Origin of the sequence: Phycicoccus duodecadis (genome assembly GCF_002846495.1) — a bacterium.
Taxonomy (GTDB): Bacteria; Actinomycetota; Actinomycetes; order Actinomycetales; family Dermatophilaceae; genus Phycicoccus; species Phycicoccus duodecadis.
In genome coordinates this window covers 2839273-2857182 of sequence record NZ_PJNE01000001.1, presented here as the reverse complement: position 1 = coordinate 2857182, position 17910 = coordinate 2839273, and the positions used below count along the sequence as shown (strand labels likewise).

At 75.4% G+C, this 17910-nt stretch carries 18 protein-coding genes and 1 pseudogene; 9 read left to right on the top strand and 10 right to left on the bottom strand.

What is annotated here, in order from left to right:
- Positions 1–37: 37 nt before the first annotated feature.
- From ATL31_RS13325 to ATL31_RS13315, 3 genes are all read left to right on the top strand, one after another.
- The gene (locus tag ATL31_RS13325) at positions 38–1651 is read left to right on the top strand and encodes a sensor histidine kinase (protein WP_101396195.1); all 1614 of its coding nucleotides are present in this window, start codon (positions 38–40) and stop codon (positions 1649–1651) included.
- Complete coding sequence (locus ATL31_RS13320) at positions 1648–2400, top strand: response regulator (protein WP_245862440.1); 753 nt, start codon at positions 1648–1650, stop codon at positions 2398–2400. The genes ATL31_RS13325 and ATL31_RS13320 overlap by 4 nt, the downstream gene beginning before the upstream one ends.
- Before the next feature lie 64 nt (positions 2401–2464).
- The gene (locus ATL31_RS13315) at positions 2465–4882 is read left to right on the top strand and encodes an FdhF/YdeP family oxidoreductase (RefSeq protein ID WP_101396194.1); all 2418 of its coding nucleotides are present in this window, start codon (positions 2465–2467) and stop codon (positions 4880–4882) included.
- Between the two features lie 113 nt (positions 4883–4995).
- Here ATL31_RS13315 and ATL31_RS13310 read toward each other — a convergent pair whose 3' ends face one another.
- Positions 4996–6492: an MDR family MFS transporter gene (locus tag ATL31_RS13310; RefSeq protein WP_101396193.1), complete on the bottom strand. Its 1497-nt coding sequence runs from the start codon at positions 6490–6492 to the stop codon at positions 4996–4998.
- Between the two features lie 129 nt (positions 6493–6621).
- Between ATL31_RS13310 and ATL31_RS13305 the strand changes: the two genes are divergently transcribed.
- Positions 6622–7719: a sigma-70 family RNA polymerase sigma factor gene (locus ATL31_RS13305; protein WP_101396192.1), complete on the top strand. Its 1098-nt coding sequence runs from the start codon at positions 6622–6624 to the stop codon at positions 7717–7719.
- On the top strand, positions 7716–8294 hold the full coding sequence (locus tag ATL31_RS13300; protein ID WP_101396191.1) for a TIGR03086 family metal-binding protein: 579 nt from the start codon (positions 7716–7718) through the stop codon (positions 8292–8294). Before ATL31_RS13305 ends, ATL31_RS13300 begins: the two co-directional genes overlap by 4 nt.
- Positions 8295–8309: 15 nt before the next feature.
- On the opposite strand, the gene ATL31_RS13295 is transcribed toward ATL31_RS13300, so the two are convergent.
- Genes ATL31_RS13295 through ATL31_RS13285 form a run of 3 tightly spaced genes read right to left on the bottom strand, consistent with a single transcriptional unit; the run spans position 8310 to position 10683 of the window.
- Positions 8310–9194 (bottom strand): 5-oxoprolinase subunit C family protein, encoded by an 885-nt coding sequence (locus tag ATL31_RS13295; protein WP_101396190.1) that lies wholly within the window; start codon positions 9192–9194, stop codon positions 8310–8312.
- Positions 9191–9919: a 5-oxoprolinase subunit B family protein gene (locus tag ATL31_RS13290; protein ID WP_342749477.1), complete on the bottom strand. Its 729-nt coding sequence runs from the start codon at positions 9917–9919 to the stop codon at positions 9191–9193. The genes ATL31_RS13295 and ATL31_RS13290 overlap by 4 nt, the downstream gene beginning before the upstream one ends.
- Complete coding sequence (locus ATL31_RS13285) at positions 9916–10683, bottom strand: LamB/YcsF family protein (RefSeq protein ID WP_101396189.1); 768 nt, start codon at positions 10681–10683, stop codon at positions 9916–9918. The genes ATL31_RS13290 and ATL31_RS13285 overlap by 4 nt, the downstream gene beginning before the upstream one ends.
- Positions 10684–10736: 53 nt before the next feature.
- Between ATL31_RS13285 and ATL31_RS13280 the strand changes: the two genes are divergently transcribed.
- On the top strand, positions 10737–11171 hold the full coding sequence (locus ATL31_RS13280; protein ID WP_101396188.1) for a PPOX class F420-dependent oxidoreductase: 435 nt from the start codon (positions 10737–10739) through the stop codon (positions 11169–11171).
- Between the two features lie 173 nt (positions 11172–11344).
- On the opposite strand, the gene ATL31_RS13275 is transcribed toward ATL31_RS13280, so the two are convergent.
- A complete protein-coding gene (locus tag ATL31_RS13275) occupies positions 11345–11548 on the bottom strand; it encodes a cold-shock protein (protein WP_055810113.1) in 204 nt (67 codons plus the stop codon).
- Positions 11549–11726: 178 nt separating this feature from the next.
- A complete protein-coding gene (locus ATL31_RS13270; RefSeq protein WP_211284037.1) occupies positions 11727–12146 on the bottom strand; it encodes an SRPBCC family protein in 420 nt (139 codons plus the stop codon).
- A 78-nt stretch (positions 12147–12224) separates the two neighbouring features.
- On the opposite strand from ATL31_RS13270, the gene ATL31_RS13265 reads away from it, so the two are divergent.
- From ATL31_RS13265 to ATL31_RS13255, 3 genes and pseudogenes are all read left to right on the top strand, one after another.
- Positions 12225–13238 carry a DUF5914 domain-containing protein gene (locus ATL31_RS13265; protein WP_211284036.1) on the top strand — a complete coding sequence of 338 codons (1014 nt, stop codon included), beginning with the start codon at positions 12225–12227 and terminating at the stop codon, positions 13236–13238.
- A gap of 43 nt (positions 13239–13281) precedes the next feature.
- Positions 13282–13652, top strand: a pseudogene (locus tag ATL31_RS13260) (DUF2200 domain-containing protein).
- A 50-nt stretch (positions 13653–13702) separates the two neighbouring features.
- Entirely contained in the window at positions 13703–14797 is a 1095-nt protein-coding gene (locus ATL31_RS13255; RefSeq protein ID WP_101396186.1) for a DNA glycosylase AlkZ-like family protein, read from the top strand.
- Between the two features lie 84 nt (positions 14798–14881).
- Here ATL31_RS13255 and ATL31_RS13250 read toward each other — a convergent pair whose 3' ends face one another.
- From ATL31_RS13250 to ATL31_RS13235, 4 genes are read right to left on the bottom strand one after another with little or no spacing between them, the layout of a single operon-like run.
- On the bottom strand, positions 14882–16516 hold the full coding sequence (locus ATL31_RS13250) for an FAD-dependent oxidoreductase (RefSeq protein ID WP_342749475.1): 1635 nt from the start codon (positions 16514–16516) through the stop codon (positions 14882–14884).
- Positions 16513–17250, bottom strand: coding sequence for a class I SAM-dependent methyltransferase (locus tag ATL31_RS13245; protein WP_101396185.1), 738 nt, complete (start codon positions 17248–17250; stop codon positions 16513–16515). The genes ATL31_RS13250 and ATL31_RS13245 overlap by 4 nt, the downstream gene beginning before the upstream one ends.
- Entirely contained in the window at positions 17247–17567 is a 321-nt protein-coding gene (locus tag ATL31_RS13240) for a lycopene cyclase domain-containing protein (RefSeq protein ID WP_101396184.1), read from the bottom strand. Before ATL31_RS13240 ends, ATL31_RS13245 begins: the two co-directional genes overlap by 4 nt.
- The gene (locus ATL31_RS13235) at positions 17560–17910 is read right to left on the bottom strand and encodes a lycopene cyclase domain-containing protein (protein WP_101396183.1); all 351 of its coding nucleotides are present in this window, start codon (positions 17908–17910) and stop codon (positions 17560–17562) included. Before ATL31_RS13235 ends, ATL31_RS13240 begins: the two co-directional genes overlap by 8 nt.

The window sequence follows — 17910 nt, the reverse complement described above, 5'->3', positions numbered from 1 at the left end:
TGTACGCAGTGTTCACGGGCCGTCGCGACGGGCCGGCGTGACGACCACCGCGGGCCCCGAGGCCGAGGGAGGCCGCGGCCTCAGCGTCGCGGGGCAGACCGCGGCCCTGGTGGTGGCCCTGGTCTTCGGGGTGATCGCGGCCGGGCTCGGCGCGGCCTACCTGCAGGCGCGGCGGGCGGTGACGGACGAGTCGACGGCCCAGGTGCTGGCCGTCGCCCGGTCGGTGGCGGCCGAGCCCGACGTCGTGGCGGGCACCGCGGCCGGCGACCCCGGCGGTGCCCTCCAGGCCCTCGGCGAGGGGGCCCGCGCCGCCACCGGCACCGACTTCGTCGTCATCATGAGCCCGGCCGGCATCCGCTACAGCCACCCCAACCCGGCCCAGGTGGGCCAGCGCTTCGTGGGCCACATCGCGGCGGCGCAGGCCGGCGGCACGGTGGTCGAGGACTACGTCGGCACCCTCGGGCCCAGCCGCCGCGCCGTCGTCCCGGTGCGCCAGGGCGAGCGGGTCGTCGGGCTGGTCGCCGTCGGGCTGCGCAAGGAGGCGGTGAACGCGCGCCTGACGGGCGAGCTGCCGCCGTTGCTGGTCGCGGGGTCGGTGGCCGGGCTGCTGGCCGCGGTCGGCACCACCCTCATCGCGCGACGGGTGCGCCGCCAGACCCGAGGCCTGCGGGCGGCCGAGCTGCAGGCCATGCACGACCACCACGACGCCGTGCTGCACTCGGTCTCCGAGGGCCTGGTGCTCGTCGACCCCGAGGGGCGCGTCCGCCTGGCCAACGACGAGGCCCGCCGGCTGCTCTCCCTGGATGCCGACCCGCGCGGGCGGCCGGTCGCCGACCTCGGGCTCGCGCCGGCGCTGGTGGAGGCGATGACCGATGCCGACGTGCGCGAGGACGACCTGCACGTGACCGGCGCCCGGGTGCTGGTGCTCAACAAGGCCCGGGCCCACCGCGACGGCGCGGACCTGGGGGCGGTGGTGACCATCCGCGACCGCACCGACCTCGAGGAGCTCACCGGTGAGCTCGGCGCCACCCGCAGCCTGGCCGAGGCGCTGCGCTCGCAGGCCCACGAGTCGGGCAACCGGCTGCACACCATGGTCTCGCTCATCGAGCTCGGCCATCCCGAGCGGGCGGTCGAGTTCGCGACCGGTGAGCTGGCACGGGCCCAGTCGCTGACCGACCGCGTGGTCGAGGGCGTCGACGACCCCGTGGTGTCGGCCCTGCTGCTGGGCAAGGCGGCCGAGGCGCACGAGCGCGGGGTCGACCTCGTGCTCGACCCCGCGTTGCGCTGGCCGGCCGGGGTGGCGGCGCCCCGTGACCTCGTGACGGTGGTCGGCAACCTCGTCGACAACGCCCTCGACGCCGTGCTGCCGCAGACCGGCGAGCGGCGGATCGAGCTGGCGGCCCGTGACCTGGGCGACCGGGTCGAGCTCGTCGTCGCCGACACCGGCCCCGGCATCCCGGCCGAGGTGCGCGAGCGCGTGCTCGAGCGGGGGTTCTCGACCAAGGCCGGTGGCGGGTCCGGGGCGGGGCGCGGCATCGGGCTGGCCCTGGTGCGGGAGACCGTCGAGCGCCTGGGCGGCAGCCTGGTCATCGACGACCCGCCGGGGGCGACCGTGACCGTGGTGCTGCCGGTGGTAGGGGAGGCGCCGTGAGCGGGGCCACGGACACCACGGGTGACGGGGTCGGCCGCGTCGACGGGGTCAGCGGTGCCATCGCCGTGCTGGTCGTCGAGGACGAGCCGGTGGCGGCCCGCGCGCACGCCACCTACGTCGGCCGTGTCGAGGGCTTCGTGGTCTCCGGCGTCGTGCACACCGCGCGCGACGCGCTGCGCCACCTCGGCACCGAGCGCGTCGACCTGGTGCTGCTCGACATGGGCCTGCCCGACCTGCCCGGGCTGGACGTCGTGCGCGCGATGCGGTCCCACGGGCACCGGGCGGACGTCATGGCGGTCACCTCGGCCCGCGACCTGGCACTGGTGCGCGCGGCGGTGTCGCTCGGGGTCGTGCAGTACGTGCTCAAGCCGTTCGTCTTCGCGACCCTGCGTGACCGCCTGCTCGCCTACGCGGAGTACCGGCGCGAGGCGGGGGAGGCCGACACCCAGGCCGAGGTCGACACCCTGTTCACGCGGCTGCGCCCGGTCACGTCGTCGAGCGTGCCGAAGGGGATGACCGAGGAGCTGCTGGGGCGGGCCGCCGTGGCGGTGCGCGAGGCGGTCTCGGCCGACGGCATCTCGGCGGCCGAGCTGGCCGCGGTGCTCGGGGTGAGCCGGGTGACGGCCCGCCGGTACGCCGAGCACCTGGTCGACTCCGGCCGCGCGCGCCGCGGCAACCGGTACTCCGGTGCGGGCCGGCCGGAGGTCGTCTACGCCTGGGAAGGCCCTCGGCAGGCCTCCCACCTGTGACGACGCGGTGTTCTCTCAGGAACCCGCGGGCCATCGGGCCCGCCCGGGATGCGAGAGTGGGGGCATGCCCGAGAACAACCGTGTCACCCGCATGCTCGAGCCCTGGCGCGGTGCGCCCGAGGCCGATGTCGACCCCACCGACGTCGACGTCCACCACCGGCGCAAGGCCGCCGCCGGCCTCGAGGCGGTCGCCGTCTCGATGAACCGCGGCATCGGGCAGATGGGACCGCTGCGCACCCTCAACACGCTGCGCCGGCTGAACCAGACCGAGGGCTTCGACTGCATGGGCTGCGCCTGGCCCGACCCCGATCCCGAGCACCGCAGCTTCGCGGAGTTCTGCGAGAACGGCGCCAAGGCCGTCGCCGAGGAGGCCACCAAGCAGCGCGCCGACCCGGCCTTCTTCGCGCAGCACTCGGTGGCCGAGCTCGCGACCTGGAGCGACTTCCAGCTCGGGCGCGCCGGGCGCATCACCGAGCCCATGCTGCTGCGCGAGGGCGGCACGCACTACGAGCCGGTGTCGTGGGACGAGGCGTTCGCGGTCGTCGCCGACGCGCTGCGCGGGCTCGACAACCCTGACGAGGCCGTGTTCTACACCAGCGGCCGCGCGTCCAACGAGGCCGCCTTCGTCTACCAGCTCTTCGTCCGCGCCTACGGCACCAACAACCTGCCCGACTGCTCGAACATGTGCCACGAGTCGACCTCGGTCGCGCTCGCCGAGTCGATCGGCATCGGCAAGGGCTCGGTGAGCCTCCAGGACATCCACGAGGCCGAGCTCATCATCATCGCCGGCCAGAACCCGGGCACGAACCACCCCCGGATGCTCAGCGCGCTCGAGAAGTGCGTGCAGGGCGGCGGCAGGATCGTGGCGGTCAACCCGCTCCCCGAGACGGGGCTGATCAAGTTCGACAACCCCCAGAAGGTCAAGGGCCTCGTGGGCCTCGGCACCGACCTTGCCACCGAGTTCCTGCCCATCCGGCTCGGCGGCGACCTCGCGCTCTTCCAGGCGCTGGGTGCCCTGCTCATCGAGCGCGGCGCCGTCGACCACGACTTCGTCGACGGGCACACCACGGGGTACGAGTCCTACCGTGCCCACGTCGCCGACCTGGACTGGGACGAGGTGCTGAAGGCCACCGGCCTGCCGCGGGCCCAGATCGAGAACCTGGCCGACATGCTGGCCGCCTCGAACAAGACGGTGTTCTGCTGGGCGATGGGTGTGACGCAGCAGAAGCACGCCGTCGCCGCCATCAAGGAGATCACCAACGTCGCTCTGCTGCAGGGCAACATCGGCAAGCCCGGTGCCGGCCTGTGCCCCGTGCGCGGCCACTCCAACGTGCAGGGCGACCGCACGATGGGCGTCTGGGAGAAGCTCCCCGCCCACTTCTCCGACGCGCTGCGCCAGGAGTTCGGCTTCGACCCGCCCACCGAGCGTGGCCACGACGTCGTCAACACCATCCGGGCCATGCAGGAGGGCAAGGTCAAGGTGCTGGTGGGCCTCGGCGGCAACTTCGCCTCGGCCACCCCCGACACCGACGCCGTCTTCGAGGCGCTGCGCTCGGTCGACCTCGGCGTCCAGATCTCGACCAAGCCCAACCGCACCCACGTGATCCCCGGCAAGCAGATGCTCATCCTGCCGTGCCTCGGGCGCACCGAGAAGGACATCACCGAGGCCGGCTGGCAGGGCCTGACGGTCGAGGACTCGATGTCCGACGTGCACCTGTCGGTCGGCCGCAACGAGCCGGCCGGCCCGATGCTGCACGGCGAGCCGTGGATCATCGCGAAGATGGCCGAGGCCGCGATCGGCGACCGCCCCGAGAGCGCGAGCATCGACTGGGCCGCGATGGCGCAGGACTACCGCGCCATCCGCCGCCACATCGCCAACGTGGTGCCCGGCTGCGACGCGTACGAGGAGAAGGTCTCGCGACCCGGCGGCTTCACCCTGCCGCACCCCCCGCGCGACGGCCGCATCTTCGAGACCCCGTCGGGCAAGGCCGAGATCGCCGTCAACCCGATCGCGGTGCTCGAGGCACCCGAGGGGCACCTGCTGCTGCAGACCCTGCGCAGCCACGACCAGTTCAACACCACCATCTACGGGCACGACGACCGCTACCGCGGGCTCGCCGGTGGCCGGCAGGTCGTGATGGTGCACCCCGACGACATCCGCGAGCTGGGGCTCACCGACGGTGAGCTCTACGACGTGGTGTCGGTGTGGACCGACGGCTCGGAGCGCGTGGTCCACGGCTACCGCGTCGTGTCGTACCCGACGTCGCGCGGGTGTGCCGCCGCGTACTACCCCGAGTGCAACGTGCTGGTGCCGCTCGACCACACCGCGGAGGGCAGCAACTGCCCGGTGTCCAAGGCCGTGGTGGTGCGCTTCGCGCCGCACGGGTCCTGCGACGCGCACAGCGGCAGCGAGCCCTCGCGGGTGTCGTCGGGCAGCGACCGGTCCCACCGCAGCGAGGTCGAGCCCCACCACCTCAGCTGACCCCGCCGGGCAACTTTTCGCCCGATGCGGCAACCGTCAGCCCGGCACCGGAACCGAAGGGGTGCGGACCCCAAGGTTCCGGTGCCGAGCTGCGAGCCGGCTTCCGGATGCTCTCAGGTGTCGCCGGGCGCGGGCGCGGGCTCGGCGTCGGTGTCGGTGTCGGGCGACGGGGCCCGGTTCGGCAGCAGCGCGGCGAGCACCACGACCCCGATGGCGAGCACGGCCGCGACCCCGAAGGCCGCCCGCACCCCACCGACGTAGGCCGCGGCCTCGGTGGCACCACCCCTCGCCAGCTGCGCCGAGCGCCACGACAGGACCGTCACGGTGAGCGCCGTGCCGACCGCCGCCGCGACCTGCTGGGCGGTCGCCAGCAGGGAGCTGCCGTGCGAGTACAGGTGCGGCGGCAGGGCCCCCAGCGCCAGCGTGAAGGCCGGCGTGAACAGCGCGGCCAGCCCGACCATCAGCACCACCTGGATGCCGAGGATGAGCGCGTACGGCGTGCTCTCGGTGAGCCGGCTGAGGCCCACCAGCGCGGCCAGCACCCCGAGCGCGCCCGGCACCATCAACGGCCGGGCCCCGACGCGGTCGAAGACGCGCCCGACCACCGGCCCCAGGAGCCCCATCGCCAACCCACCTGGGGCCACCAGCAGGCCGGTCTGCAGGGGGCTGAGACCACGCAGGTCCTGGAGGTAGAGCGGCAGCAGGATCATCGCGCCGAGCATCGCCAGGAAGGCCAGCGACTGCATCGCGACCGACAGCGCGTAGGTGCGATGGGTCAGGGTGCGCAGGTCGAGCAGCGGCTTCGAGCGACGGGTCAGGGAGCGCTGGCGCAGCACGAAGACGCCCACCAGCGCCAGGCCGCACGCGACGTAGACCCCGGCGGGGACCGCGCCCGCGTGCTGCTCGCCGATGCGGCTCAGCCCGAACACGAGCCCGCCGAAGCCCAGGGCCGAGAGCACGACCGAGAACCCGTCGATGCTGCTGACGCGCGGCTCGCCCACGTCGGTGAGGCGCCGCATCCCGGCCACCGACACCAGCGCCACCACCGGCAGCACCAGCCCGAACAGCCAGCGCCAGCCGGCGAAGCCCAGCACGACGCCGGACAGCGCCGGGCCGAGGGCGGGAGCCACCGAGATGGCGAGGGTGACGTTGCCCATGACCCGGCCACGGTCGCGCTCGGCGACCACCGTCATCAGGGTCGTCATGAGCAGCGGCATCATCACGGCGGTGCCGGCCGCCTGGACGACCCGGCCCGCCACGAGCACGAGGAAGACCGGGGCCAGGGCGCACACCAGCGTGCCGACCGAGAAGACCGACATGGCGACGGCGAAGGCCGTGCGCGTGGTGACGCGCTGCAGGAACCAGCCGGTGACCGGGATGACGACCGCGAGGCTCAGCATGAACGCCGTCGAGAGCCACTGGGCCGAGCGGGCGTCGACCTCGAACTGAGCCATCAGCCGGGGGATGGCGTTGACCATGACCGTCTCGTTGAGGATCACCGTGAACGTCGCCGCCACGAGCCAGCGCAGCACGGGGTAGGTCGCGCGCTCGCCCGGGGTGGCCGACGCCGCCGGCGATGCGGTGTGGGTGGCGGGGTCGACGGTCGTCATGGTGGGATCGACCGGGCGGTACGGGGAAACTCATCGGGGCCGCGACGGATCTCCCGGGCCCGATGAGTCCGCGGGTTCCGTACGGTCGGTACAGGTACGGCGCCGTCCGGTGCCCCGAGGAGGCCCCAGATGACGACCAGCCCCAGCGACGCGACCACCCCCGACGGCTCGCCCGGCTCGACCGGCTCGACGGGCACGACCACCGCGACCCGGCCGGCACCGGCCCCGAGCGACCCCGCGTTCGACGACGCCGTCATCCGTTACCGGCGAGAGCTGCTCGCGCACTGCTACCGGATGACGGGCTCGCCCACCGAGGCCGAGGACCTCGTGCAGGAGGTCTACCTGCGGGCCTGGCGCGCCTACGGCTCGTTCGAAGGTCGCTCGTCGCTGCGTACCTGGCTGCACCGCATCGCCACCAACGTCTGCCTCAGCGCCCTCGAGGGCAAGGAGCGGCGCACCCTGCCCACCGGGCTCGGCGCCCCGTCGTCCTCCGGCGCCGACCCGCTCGACGAGCGCGTCGAGGTGCCGTGGCTCGGGCCGATGCCGGATGCCGCGCTCACCGGCACCGCCGACCCGGCCGACATCGTGGCCGAGCGTGACACCCTCCGCATCGCGTTCGTGGCGGCCCTGCAGCACCTGCCCCCGCGGCAGCGGGCCGTGCTGGTGCTGCGCGAGGTGCTCCGCTGGAGCGCGGCCGAGGTCGCCGAGGCCACCGGGAGCAGCGTGGCGTCGGTCAACAGCGCGCTGCAGCGGGCCCGCGCCACCCTGGCGGCTGTCGCACCCTCGCCGGACGCGCCGTCGCGCCCCGACCTCAGCGACGAGCAGCGGGCCCTCCTCGACCGCTACGTCGACGCGTTCTGGCGCAAGGACGTCGATGCCATCGCCGCCCTGTTCACCGATGACGCCGTCTGGGAGATGCCGCCCTTCGCGGGCTGGTACCGGGGCCCGCGCACCATCGCCGAGCTGGTCGACACCCAGTGCCCGGGCGGCCGTTACGACATGCCCCTGGTCCCCACCGACTGCAACGGCCAGCCGTCGTTCGGGCTGTACATGCGCGAGGACGGTCCCGACGGCGACCGCTACCTGCCGTTCCAGCTGCACGTCCTCGACCTCGAGGGCTCGGCGGTCAGGCACGCCACCGTGTTCTTCGACGAGACCTACTTCGCGCTGGCCGGGCTCCCCGCCGAGCTCGGCCCCCAGGACGTCCCGGCCCGGCCGGGGTCGTGAACGGGCGGCCCGCCGGCCTCCGGCCCCGGGTCGACGTCGAGCTGCTCGAGCGTGCCGTGGGCTGGACCCGGGGTGCGCTGGCCGGCGTCGCCGACGACGAGGCCGGCCGGCCGACGCCCTGCGCCGGCTGGGTGCTCACCGACCTGCTGGTGCACATGGTCGACACCCTCGAGGTGGTGACCGAGCTGTCGCTCGGGAGGATGGCGCGGGTCGGGCCGTCTCCGGCGTCCACCCGCCCGTCGGTGCTGGCCGACCACCTCTCGGTGCTCGGCTGCGCGCTGCTGGAGGGCTGGCTGCGCGGGCCGCCGCCGGGGCCGTTGGCCGTCGGGGAGGGACGCATCGAGCCGGAGGTGGCGGTGGAGGTGTCGGCCCTCGAGATCGCGGTGCACGGCTGGGACGTGGCCCGCGCGCGTGGGCTGGCGACGCCGCTCCCCCCACTGCTGGCGGCGGCCCTGCTGCCGGTGGCCGTGCGACGGGTGCCGCGGGTCGGCCGCGGAGGGCGCTTCGCCCCGCCGGTCACGCCCTCGGCCACCGACCCGGCCTCGTTGCTGCTGGCCCACCTCGGGCGCGCGTGACCGGGGGACGCCTCGTCAGCCAGCGGTCGGCGCCACGACCAGGCGGACGGTGTCGCCCGGGCGCAGCTGGGCCGCGCGGTCGGAGGCGGCCTCGGTGAGCACCGCCACGACGGGATAGCCGCCGGTGACCGGGTGGTCGGCCAGGAAGATCACGGGCTCACCGCCGGGCGGCAGCTGCACGGCGCCGCGGACCATCCCCTCGCTGGCCAGCTCGGCGTCACGCCATCGGTCGACACGCGCGACGCCGGCTCCGCGGGGATCGCTGAGCCGCAGGCCGATCCGGTTGCTGTCGGTCCCGACGACCCAGGCCGGAGCGACGAGAGGTCCGAGGCCGCCGACCCAGGCGGTGCGTGGTCCGGGAAGGACCGCGAGGCGGACCGGCCCGGGGGACGGCGGCCGGTGCGCGACGGCATCCACCTGCGGGAAGGTCGAGGGGGCACGCCCGACCGGCAGGACGTCGCCGGGTGCCACGCGGGGCGGCCCCACCCCCGAGAGGGTGTCGGTGGAACGCGACCCGAGGACCGGCTCGACGTCGATGCCGCCGCGGACGGCGAGGTAGGTGCGCAGCCCGACCGGCGGGGGCGCCAGGGAGAGCAGCCCGCCGTGGGGCACGTCGATGAGGGCGTGGTGGGCCACCGGCCGGCCGTCGAGGGTCGCGGGTGCCGGGGCTCCGGTGAGCGCCACCATGATCCGCCCGCGAGCCCGGACCGTCAGTCCACCCAGGGTGACCTCCAGAGCGGCCAGGTCCTCACCGTGGCCCACCAGGCGCGCGCCCAGGCGGTACGCGCCCCGGTCGGCCGCGCCCGCGCGACCGACACCCACGGCGGCGTAGCCCGGCCGCCCGGCGTCCTGCACGAGGGTGAGCGGGCCGGTGCGCACGACCTCGAGCGCGGGCGTCACGGTCGCGCCCGCTCTGGACCGGCCGCCGTGAACCGGACGACGGCGCCCGGGCGCAGCAGGGCCGGGGGGTCACGCCGCTCGTCCCAGAGCGCCGCGTCGGTCGTGCCGATCAGCTGCCAGCCACCCGGCGAGGCGCGCGGGTAGACCCCGGAGTAGCCACCGGCCAGGCCCACCGCCCCGGCCGGGACCGACGGGCGGGGTGCGCCCCGGCGGGGCACGGCCAGCCGGGGGTCGCCGCCCACGAGGTAGGCGAAGCCCGGGGCGAAGCCGCCGAAGGCCACCCGCCACGGGGAGCCCGTGTGGGCGGCCACCACCTCCTCGGCCGCCATCCCGGTGAGGTGGGCGACCTCGTCGAGGTCCGGGCCGTCGTAGCGGACGGCGATCTCGAGCACCGGTCGCCCGGGGGAGCCGGCGGCGAGCGCACCCGGCGACGGCTCGAGCCCGGCGGCCAGCCGGCGCACGTCGGCCGCGAGGGCGTCGAGGCGGCCGCCCTCCGTGACGTGGAGCAGCACCGTCCGGGCGGCCGGGACGACGTCGCGCACCGCGGCCCAGGGGCCCGCACCGGCGGCGGCGCAGGCGCGGAAGGTGGCGTCGAGGGCGAGCACGGCGCCGATCTCCGACGCGCCGTCCCCCTCGCCATCGGCCCGGCCGACCTCGGGCGCGGCGACCTCGACGAGCAGCGCGCGCTCGCCGGCGGGCAGCAGCCGCACCAGGATGCCGGTCACGGCCGGGCGAAGGCCTCGAGCGCGACCCCGGCGTCGGCCAGGGCCGTGCGCACCGCCGCCGCCAGCCCCACCGCGCCCGGGGTGTCGCCGTGCACGCAGACCGAGCGGGCGTCGACCGCGACCTCGGTACCGTCGACCGCCTTGACGACCCCCTCGCGCGCCATCCGCACGACCCGTGCGGCGACCTCGGCGGGGTCGTGCAGCAGGGCGCCCGGGGCCGACCGCGCGACGAGCCGGCCGTCGGCGTCGTACCCCCGGTCGGCGAACGCCTCGCCGACCGGGGTCAACCCCCGCTCGCCGGCCACCCGCAGCAGCACCGAGCCCGGCAGCCCGAGCAGGGGCAGGGTCGCGTCGTAGGCGGCGACGGCATCCACCACCGCCCGGGCCTGGCTCTCGTCGACGGCGGCCGTCGTGTACAGCGCGCCGTGCGGCTTCACGTAGGCGACGCGGGTGCCGGCGACCCGGCACATCGCCTCGAGGGCGCCCAGCTGGTAGAGCACGTCGGCGGTGAGGTCCTCGGGCGCGACGTCCATCCGGCGCCGGCCGAAGCCCGCGAGGTCGCGGTAGCCGACCTGGGCGCCGACGACCACGCCGCGCTCGGCCGCGCGGGCGACGGTGCGCCGCAACGTGGTCGGGTCGCCGGCGTGGAAGCCGCACGCGACGTTGGCGCTCGTGACGACCCCGAGCATCGCGTCGTCGTCGCCCAGCACCCAGGTGCCGAAGGACTCGCCGAGGTCGGCGTTGAGGTCGATGACGAGGCTCACCTCGCCGACGCTACCGGGCCTGGGTCACGGCCGGCCCGGCCTAGCCTGGGGACATGGACGCCCTCCTCCACCCCCTGGCCGCCGCGAAGTACGTGCAGCTGACGACCTTCCGGCGCGACGGCACCCCCGTCGCGACGCCGGTGTGGGTCGCGCCGGCGGGCGACGGCTCGGAGCGCCTGGTCGTCATCACCGTGGACCGGACGGGCAAGACCAAGCGGCTGGGGCACACGTCGCGCGTGGAGCTGCGCGCGTGCGACATGCGTGGGCGGGTGGCCGAGGGGGCGCCGACCTACCGCGGCGAGGGCGTCGTGGTACGGGATGCCGCCGGGGTGGCGGCTGTCCGAGCGGCGATGGTCGCCAAGTACGGGCTGCCGGCGCGCTTCTCGGACCTGGTCGACGCGGTGACCTCGCGCGTCGGCATCCGGCGGGCGGCGCGGGCCGGCATCGTGCTCACCGTCGCGCCCGAGCCTGAGCCCGCCGGCGCCTGAGGCCCGAGACAAGAGCTCCTGCACGGGACCCCGGCTGCCAGGTCTTGTCCGGTGCACTTTTCGGGGTCACCCCGAAAAGCCGGGAGGGCTCCGGGAGGCGGGACGCACGACCGCCGCCCGGCGAGGCCGGACGGCGGTCATGGGGTGCGCCCGAGGGCGCGGTGGGGCTCAGGTCAGAGAACGGTGATGTTCGCGGCCTGGGGACCCTTGGGGCCCTGCTGGGTCTCGTACTCGACCTTGGCGTTCTCGTCGAGCGAGCGGTACCCGCTGGAGTTGATGGCCGAGTAGTGGGCGAAGACGTCGGCGGAGCCGTCGTCGGGGGCGATGAAGCCGAAGCCCTTCTCGGCGTTGAACCACTTCACGGTGCCAGTAGCCATGTTGGCCTTCTTTCCGGGTGGGCGCTCCGCGTGTCGGAGTCGCCCGGCGTTGGTGATGCTTGCTGCGTACCTCTGATCGGAAAGTGCCTCGGGCCCCGGCGGGGCCATGCTGCTACTACGTCACAACGGAAAGCTCAACAACTGGTTACGAGCGTAGCGGGTCCTGGCGAGATCCGCCTCATCGGGGGCGCTCGTCCGCCACGAGCCGTCCGAGGGCCCAGCGGGCGATCGGCGCGTAGGCCACCACGACAGGCCACAGCGAGTGCACCCGCGCCCATCCCGTGCTCCCCCCACCGGCGGCCTCGACCCCGTGCTCGAAGCGCAGCCGCAACGGCCCCGACCGCACGCTCCAGGCCCAGACCCGCGCCTCGTGGTCGACGGCGTCGATGCGGAAGACCGCCACCACTCCCGCCGGCCCCGTGACCCGACCGGTGCTGCCGGGGCGGATGACGGCGTGCGGGTAGTCGACCTCGCGGATCTGCGGCGCCCACTCCGACCAGCGCCGCGGCTCGGTGTAGCGCGCCCACGCGTGCTCGGGGCCGAGCGGGCCGGTGGCCTGGATGCGCAGACTGCCGAGGGCGAGCGAGGGAAGGTCCACGAGCCCATGGTGGCGCACCGTCGAACCTCGTGGTGGCGGGGTCGCCGCCCCGGGCGGGGCGGGACTAGCGTGGCGGGCGTGAGCCTCCTCCGGACCGACCGCTCCTGGCGCGCGGAGGTCCGCGGCCGGGTGCCGGTCCGCTACCTCCCGCAGACCACGCCCGACCACCTGCGCGGGACCTGGCGCGAGGCCCGGCCCGCCCGGATCGACGCCGCCCTGGCCGCGGCGCAGCGCCGCCCCACCCACGGCTGGCTGGTGGCCGGCGCCTCGGGCGAGGTCCCGGCCCGGCGCTCGGTGGTGCGCACCGTCGCCGGCCGCGAGGTCGTGCTCTGGCGGGATGCCGGGGGCGCGCTCCTCGCCGGGCCCGGCGCCTGCCCGCACCTCGGGGCGCGCCTGCACGACTGCGACGTGGTCGACGGCACGGTGCTGTGCCGCTGGCACGGGATGCCGCTGGGCCGCGACTCCGAGCCGCCCTGGGCCACCTATGCCGCGTACGACGACGGCGTGCTGGTCTGGGTGCGCCTCGGCCCGGTCGAGGAGGGTGCCGAGCCCACCGACCGGCCCGTCCTGGCCGCCCGTCCCGCCCCGGACGGCGCCATCGCGTCGGTGATCTCGCTGGCCGCCACCTGCGAGCCGCGCGACATCGTGGCCAACCGCCTCGACCCCTGGCACGGCGCGTGGCTGCATCCCTACGCCTTCAGCGATCTGCGGGTCGACGACGCCGCCTCCAGCGACGACCGGCTCGTGCTGGACGTCGCCTACCGGCTGGGGCGCACCTTCGCGGTGCCGGTGCGGGCCGAGTTCACCTGCCCCGACTCGCACACCATCGTCATGACCATCACCGGCGGCGAGGGCACCGGCAGCGTCGTCGAGACGCACGCGACGCCGCTGACCGCACCCGGCGCCCATCCCGCCCGCACCGTGATGACCGAGGCGATCGTCGCGACCTCCGACCGGGTCGGCTTCGGGGTCGCCCGGCGGGTGGCGTCGCTGGTGAAGGTGGGGATGCGGGCCTCGGCCGTGCAGCTGTGGGCCGACGACCTGATGTACGCCGAGCGGCGCTACGCGCTGCGGCGGGGCGCCGTCGGCTGACGCGGCACTGGCCGGACGCGGGCGGGGCTCCTACCCTGGCGGCATGGCCGGACACCGCATCTTCACCACGAGCCTCGCCGACATCCACGCGCTCTACGTGGCCAAGGTCGAGCGCAAGGGCACACCCGGGCGGAGGTCGACGAGGTCCTCCGGTGGCTCACCGGGTACGACCAGGAGGGTCTCGAGCGGGTGCTGGCCGACGGCACCGACCTGCAGACGTTCTTCGCGCAGGCGCCGGCGATGAACCCGAACACCGGCCTCATCACCGGCGTCGTCTGCGGCATCCGCGTCGAGGAGATCCAGGACCCGCTGATGCAGCAGATCCGCTGGATGGACAAGCTCGTCGACGAGCTCGCGCGCGGCAAGCGGATGACCTCGATCCTGCGCGAGCCGAAGGCGCCGGCCGCCCGCTGACGAGCGCAATCCGGACGCGTTCCGTCCGCAGCCCGTGCCAGGGTGGCGGGATGAGCGCAGCCGCCGAGGTGTCCGTCGCGTGGGAGCGGGCGCTGGCGTGGCGGCTCGGGCGGCAGCTGCTCGACCCGGTGGGGTCCGCGTCGGCGGCCGACGTGGTGCGCCGGCTGGGAGCGGTTCCCTCGATGGACGAGTCCCTGGCCGAGCTGGCGGTGCGGACCCGCTGCACCAGGTCGCGCCCCGGCGAGCTGGCGGCAGCGCTGGCGGCCGGGGCCGTCGTGAAGGTGTTCGCCTTCCGGGGCGCGGTGCACTACCTCTCGGCCGAGGACGGCGGGATGTACCTCGCCCTGCGTGCGGCCGGGCGCCAGTGGGAGCGCACCAGCTGGGTCGAGTACTACGGGCTGACGCCGCACGCCTGGCCCGACTTCCGCGCGGCCGTGCGCGAGGCGCTGACCGCCGGCCCGCTGACGGTCGGCGAGCTGGGCGAGGCGCTGGCGGCGCACCCCGAGTACCGGCACCTGCTGCCGGTGTTCGACGCGGGCGCCGGCACCCTGGTGAAGCCGCTCACCTGGCAGGGCGACATGGGGTTCGGCGCGCCCCGTGACGGGCGGCCGACGTTCCGGCGCCTCGACACGAACCCGCACTGGCGCGGCATCCCGCCGCTGGAGGAGGCCGGGCCGCGGGCGGTCGAGGCGTACCTGCGCGCCTACGGCCCCGCTCCCCGCGAGAACCTCCACCACTGGCTGGCCGACGGGCTCAGCGCCGGGACCCGGCGCATCCACGGCTGGCTGGCCGGGCTGGCCGACCGCGTGGTCGAGGTCGACGTCGAGGGCACGCCCGCACTCCTGCTGCGCGACGACGTGGACGACCTGCTGGCGACCGAGCCGTCGGATGCCGTGCGCCTGCTGCCGGGGCACGATGCCTGGGTGATGGGGCCGGGGACCGGGGACGAGCACGTCGTGCCCCCGGCGCGGCGCGAGGCGATGACCCGCAAGGCCAACCCGGTGCTCGAGGGCGGCGTGGTGCGGGGGACCTGGACCCGGCGCGGGGACGAGGTCACGGTGGCCTGGCTCGACGACCGGCCGAGGCCCGACGCCGCGATCGCGCGGGAGGTCGAGCGGCTGGCCGGCATCCTCGGGGAGGGGTAGGCACCGGGACCTTGGGGGTCGCACCTCTACCGAAGCGGTGCGAGGGTGAAGGTTCCCGCAGGGGGCGAAAAAGTTGCCGGGGGGTCAGGCGGGGCGGGCGGCCCGGTAGCGGCGGATGCCGTGGCGCGCCAGCGCGGGCAGGCGCCCGAGCCGGGGGCCGGTGGGCACCGACCACACGCCGTGCCCGGGCAGGCCCCACCCGGTGAGCAGGGCGTCGGCCGCGAGCCAGCCGGTGGTCGCGGCGCGCTCCATCAGGGCCACCGGCAGGTCGCAGCGCACCGCGTCGCCGGCGAGCACCAGCCGCGGGTCGGGCGTGACCACGCCGGGCCGGGACGCCCACGGCTCGAGCCCGACGAGCACGCAGTCACGCTCGACCAGCCACTCGTCGTGCACCGCCGTGAGGGCGGCCGTCTCGGGGTAGACCCGGTGCAGCGCGTCGAGCAGCCGCGCCCGCAGGTCGTCCTCGGTCGTGCCGTCGGGCACCGCGTAGGCGTGCAGCTCGACGACCGACCCGTGGTGGGCGTCGGCCCAGGCCGCCGCGTGGTCCTCGAACCGCTCCAGCACCGAGACGTTGTCGAGCGGCCCGTAGCCGCTGGTGCCCAGGAACGGCGGCCGGTCGGCGCCCACCCGCCCGTCGAGCCAGAGCCGCCACACCGCGAAGGCCGGCGCCGACCGCACCCCGGCCACCCGCTCGCGCCAGCCGAGCCCGGCGTCGTCGGTGCCACCCAGCCGCGGTGAGCCCGCCACCACCTCGCGCAGCCCGACCGGGTCGAGCGCCAGCACCACGGCGTCGGCGTCGACCCCGCGCCCCGGGTCGCCCCCCGCGGCCGCGCGGTGGTGCACCGCCAGCCTCCCGCCGGCGCTCTCGAGCACCGCCGTGACCTCGCGCCCCACGGCCACCTCGACCCCGAGCCCGTGCAGGTGCCGGCCCAGCGGCCCCCACAGCGTCGTGTCGTAGTCGTCGCGCGGCACGTCGAACAGCAGCCCCTCGGCCGACCCCACGAAGTACAGGTGGAGCATCGCCAGCAGCTCGGCCCCCGAGAACTCCTCGGGCGCCGCGAAGAAGCTGCGGGCGAAGACCTCCAGGGCCAGGTGCCGCGCCTCCTCGGGGAAGTGCAGCCGGTCGAGCACCTCGGCCGCGCTCACCCCGTCGAGCGCCGCGAACGTCGCCGGGAAGTCGACGTCGAGCATCCCCAGGGCCTGCTCGACGTCGACGCCGCGCAGCCCGGCGAGGCCGAAGCTGGGGCTGCGCGCCACGAAGGCGGCCAGGTTCAGCGGGGGCGTGCGGGGGATGCCGGCGAACGAGTCGGACGCCCCGCCCTCGCGCACCAGCGGGTAGTCGGCCAGCGGCCGCAGCCGGGCCAGGGTGGGGTCGGTGCGCCGCAGCACCGCACGCAGGTTGTAGTACTGCCGGAAGAACGCATGGAAGCCGCGGCTCATCTGCGAGGGGCTGCCGTCGGGCAGCGTCACCGGCCACGAGGCCACCCGCCCGCCGAGGCGCTCGCCGCGCTCGAGCAGGGTGACCCGCACCCCGCGCTCGGCCAGGCCCAGGGCCGCCGTGAGCCCGGCGATGCCGCCCCCGACCACCACCACGTGCCGCTGCTCCGCGGGCCCGTCCTGGGTCGCCGGAGCCGGCGGCGGGTGGAAGACGGCCCGCCGGTCGCGCCCCGGCACGAACCGCGGCGTCCCGGGCCACGGCATCCAGGGCGGGGGCGTCACGACGGCGAGCTCCCCACGACGGTGTGCACGACGCCACTCTGCCACCCGGGGTACGTGCGGTGCCGGACGTCGACGAGCCCCACCTCCTGGAGCCGCCGGCAGATCCGCGCCACCGAGTCGAAGTCGCGCACGCTGGTGTAGAGGTAGCGGTGCAGCGGCACGTCGGAGCGCTTGACCACGGCCAGCGGGATGATGATGCCGTGGCACACCGCGGCCCAGATCGCCTGTGCCACAGCGCTGCCGGCCACCGAGTAGTCGTGGATGACGAACGCGCCGCCGGGCCGCAGCACCCGCGCCACCTCGGCCACCAGGGCCCCGCGGTCGGGTACGTTGCGCAGCAGGTAGGCCCCGAGCACCCCGTCGACCGAGGCGTCGGGCTGCTCGCGCAGGTAGGCCACGGCATCGGCGACCACCAGCTCGACGCCCGGGCGCCAGGCCTTGGCCCGGGCCTGCGCCACCATCCCCTCGGAGGCGTCGACGCCGGTGGCGGACAGCCCGGCCGGCGAGCGCCCGGCCGCGGCCCACGCGTCGAGCAGGGCCTGGGTCGAGGCGCCCGACCCGCAGCCGAGGTCGAGCACCCGCGCCGACCCCGCGCCCGACGGCATCCGGGCCACCAGCGCCTCGGCCGCCGTGCGCAGCTGGTCGTGGTAGCCCGGCGACAGGGCGACCATCGCGTCGTACGTCGGGGCGGCGCGGTCGAACGCGTCGGCCAGCACCCACTCGCGGCCGGTCATCCCGCCACCTCCTCGTGTCGTCGACCCCAGCGGACCCAGAGCAGGATCGTGAGGGTCACCATGCTGAACCCGAAGAGGTAGTCCTCGACGGGGATGTCCCAGGGGAAGCGCACACCGACCGTCTGCGACTCGTCGTAGATGACGACCGGCGCCGAGAGCTTGGTGAGCCAGCCGTCGACCAGCACCTGGAAGGCGAACACGATCGCCATCGACAGCCAGTACTGGAGGCGACCGAACAGCCCGGTGCGCAGCCAGAACACCTCGACCGCCACCGTGAGCAGCACCGACAGCACGGCCAGCGCCGTGTACTCAGGCATCGCGGCCCTCCCGCCGCGGCGCGCGGCGGCGCAGCAGCCCGAGCATGGTGCCCACGGCCTCGTAGGTCAGCAGCCCGCAGATCGGGATGACGACGAAGAACACCAGCTCCTCGAGCGGCACCCGCAGCGGCAGCAGGATGCCGGTGGTGTACCGCGCGCTGTAGGTCCAGTGCCCGCGCTCGATGCCCAGGACGTCCCAGGCCACGAACAGCGCGACCACCGGCAGCAGCGCCACCAGCAGCCGCACCGGGCGGCGGTAGACGCGCGCCCGGAGGACGAGCTCCAGGGGAAGGGTGATGAGGAGGCACCCCGCCATGAGCAGCAGGTACTGGTAGCGGTCCAC